At 71.9% G+C, this 2866-nt stretch carries 3 protein-coding genes; all 3 read right to left on the bottom strand.

Translation table 11 applies throughout. The features are described from left to right. Positions 1–417 (bottom strand): ATP-binding protein (locus FNQ90_RS18390; protein ID WP_182607381.1); only part of this gene is annotated, 417 nt, incomplete at its 3' end. A gap of 345 nt (positions 418–762) precedes the next feature. Then, complete coding sequence (locus FNQ90_RS18385; RefSeq protein WP_182607380.1) at positions 763–1533, bottom strand: enoyl-CoA hydratase/isomerase family protein; 771 nt, start codon at positions 1531–1533, stop codon at positions 763–765. A 109-nt stretch (positions 1534–1642) separates the two neighbouring features. Next, the gene (locus FNQ90_RS18380) at positions 1643–2848 is read right to left on the bottom strand and encodes a L,D-transpeptidase (RefSeq protein ID WP_182607382.1); all 1206 of its coding nucleotides are present in this window, start codon (positions 2846–2848) and stop codon (positions 1643–1645) included. Between the last annotated feature and the right edge of the window lie 18 nt (positions 2849–2866).

The raw sequence follows: 2866 nt of genomic DNA, 5'->3' as shown, positions 1-2866 counted from the left end.
GGGCAACAGACAGGGCAGCGCGCGGGAGGGGTCGCGGACCTCGACCCTCAGCCAACCGCGCCGACGGCGGAAGCGCAGTCCGAAGCCGTCGGCGCCGGCGTGCCGCACCGCGTTGCCCACCAGTTCCGAGACCAGCAGCACGGCGTCGTCGGTGAGTTCCGCCGGGAGCATCCAACGGGTGCGCAGTTGCAGGAGGGTGACGCGACGCGCCGCCCCCGCCGAACGCGGGTGGGAGGGCAGGACGATCTCCTCGGCCGCCGGATCGAGCGCCAACGCCCCGACCGCCCGTACCGTTTCCAGGGGGTCCGTCGGCCCGCGACCGGCCGTGCTCCCCGCCGAGCCGGGGGTCGGTTCCGCGACCGATCCGCCCAGTGGTCCCCCGCTTCCCCGCGGGGTGGTCTCCGCCGTTGCTCCCATGCCCTCCATCATGGCGCGCATATGCCGGCCGCGGGACCGTTTCGGGACGATCGAGCATGATCCGGCAGGGGGCCCGATGTCACCTTCCGTCCGTTCAGGACCGTTTGCCCGCGGGGGAGCGGGAGCCGGGATCACCCCTGTCACCAGCGATGACGGGACCGCGGCGGAGCCGCCGGGGAAGGGGGCGAACGGCCCCTTCCCGAGGCCGGAACCGACCGAAAACCTCGGGTCGTGCCGACGTGCGGATGAGGCACGAAAGAGTGATGCGCGCCCGGTGGAGCGCACGCAGGGCGCACCGGTCGTGCCGGTGCGCCCTGCGTGCGCCCTTCGGGGCGGTGGTCCGGTTCAGCGGGTGAAGCGGGCTTTGCCGGGGCCCTCCTCGACGAAGGAGCGCATCCCGATCTCCCGGTCCTCGGTGGCGAAGAGGGCGGAGAACCAGGCGCGTTCCAGGGCCAGTCCGCTGTCGATGTCCGCCTCCAGGCCGGCGTCGATCGACTCCTTGGCGGCGCGCAGCGCGATGGCCGGCCCGTCCGCGAGTTTCCGCGCCAGCGCGTCCGCCTCGGCCATCACCTCCGCGGCGGGCACCACCCGGTCCACCAGGCCGATGCGCAGGGCCTCCTCGGCGTCCACCATGCGGCCGGTGAAGATCAGGTCCTTGGCGCGGGATGGCCCGATGAGGCGGGGCAGCCGCTGGGTCCCGCCGGCGCCCGGAACGAGCCCCAACAGGATCTCCGGCTGACCCAGCTTCGCGGTGTCGGCCGCGACGCGCAGGTCCGCGCAGAGCGCCAACTCGCAACCGCCGCCCAGGGCGTAGCCGGTTACGGCGGCGATCACCGGTTTGGGGACGCGGGCCACCGCGGTGAAGGCGTCCTGCAGCCCGCGGGAGCGGTTGACCATCGCCCGATGGTCCATCCCCCGCATCTCCTTGATGTCGGCGCCGGCGGCGAAGACCTTCTCGCTGCCGCGCACCACCACCGCCCGAATGTCCTCCCGGGTGGTGATCTCCTCGGCGAACGCGCGCAGTCGGTCCTGGATCCCGATGTCCAGCGCGTTCATCGGCGGGCGGTCCAGGCGGAGGGTTCCGACCCCGTCCGCCACCTCCAGATGTACGGTCATGGCCGCCAGGTTAGCGGCCGTTCACGGGAACGGGCCCGGTGCGCTTGCTCACAGCGCGCCGGGCCCGTTCCGACCGGGGCCGGGACGTCCGTCCGCGACCCCGGTCGCCTCACTGTCCGGAGCCCCAGGCGCTCCAGTCCGTGTTCCAGCCGCTGAGGCCGTTGTCGGGGGCGATGATGGCGTCGTTGGAGTTCAGGACCTCCACCACGTCACCGATGATCGAGTTGTCGAAGAACCAGGCGCCGGGGGTGCTGGGGTCGTTGGCGCCCTGCTTGTCGAACAGTCCGATGCAGCCGTGGCTGACGTTCTGCGAGCCGAAGGTCGACTCGCTCGCCCAGTAGTTGCCGTGCACGAAGGTGCCGGAGGTGCTCAGCCGCATCGCGTGGGGGACGTCCTCGATGTCGTACTCCCCGTCGAAGCCGACGGTGGAGCCGTCCATCCGGGTCTCCTTCAGGCGCTCGGTGATCACCATCTTGCCGTTCCAGGTGTCGTTGCCCGGTTCGCCGGTGGTCACCGGCAGGGTGCGCAGCACCTCGCCGTCCCGCACGACCTCCATGGTCTTGGCGGCGGCGTCCACGGTGCTGACCTGGTGCCGGCCGATGGTGAAGTACCGCTCGTTGTGCCGGGTGCCGTAGACGCCCGGTGCGCCCTCGACGCCGCGGGTGCGGAACTCGACGGAGACCTCGGTGCCCGGCTGCCAGTAGTTCTCGGGGCGGATGTCCAGGCGCTGGTCGCCGAACCAGTGCCCGCGCAGTTCGACCTCGGGCTCCGTGGTGACGCGAATGGCCTCCTCGACGGCCTCCCGGTTCTCGATCGGTGTGTCGAAGGTGATCGACATGATCATGCCGGTGCCGACGGTGGCGTCCTCGGGAACGTTCCAGTTGGTGGCGAAGGTGGCTTCCGCCTCGAGCGTGGTGAAGCCGGAGGTCTCTTTCACCGTCTCGCCGTCGGCGCTCTCGGCGGTGGCCTCCACGGTGTAGGAGGTGCCGTTGGCCAGGTGCTCGGTGGGCTCCCAGGCCGTGGCCTCCTCGTCGAGTTCCCCGGCCACGGTTCCGCCCTCGGCGTCGGTGACCACGACCTCGGTGAGGGTGCCGTCCTCGACGGTCACCCGGAGTTCCCCGCCGGTGGCCACGTCCGTGGCACCGTCCCCGGGGGATATGAGGAGTTCGACGCCCCCCTTGGCGTTCTTCTCGTCCTCGCCCCCGGTTCCCCCGGAGCTGTCGTCGGCGCTGCTGCTGCCGCCACAGGCGGTGACCAGCACCAGCAGGGCACCGGTCAGGGCGGCGGCGATCGCCCCGCGCCGGGGTGCCCCGATCCCGCCCGCGCTCCCGTG

The sequence above is a fragment of the Streptomyces alkaliphilus genome, assembly GCF_014141535.1.
In the GTDB taxonomy this organism is placed as follows: domain Bacteria; phylum Actinomycetota; class Actinomycetes; order Streptomycetales; family Streptomycetaceae; genus Streptomyces; species Streptomyces alkaliphilus.
Note: the sequence above shows the minus strand (reverse complement) of the source record. Positions and strands in the feature narration are given on the sequence as shown.

Coding starts and splice junctions, on each gene's coding strand:
- FNQ90_RS18385 (WP_182607380.1), bottom strand. CDS start 1,533: ATGACCGTACATCTGGAGGTGGCGGACGGGGTCGGAACCCTCCGCCTG.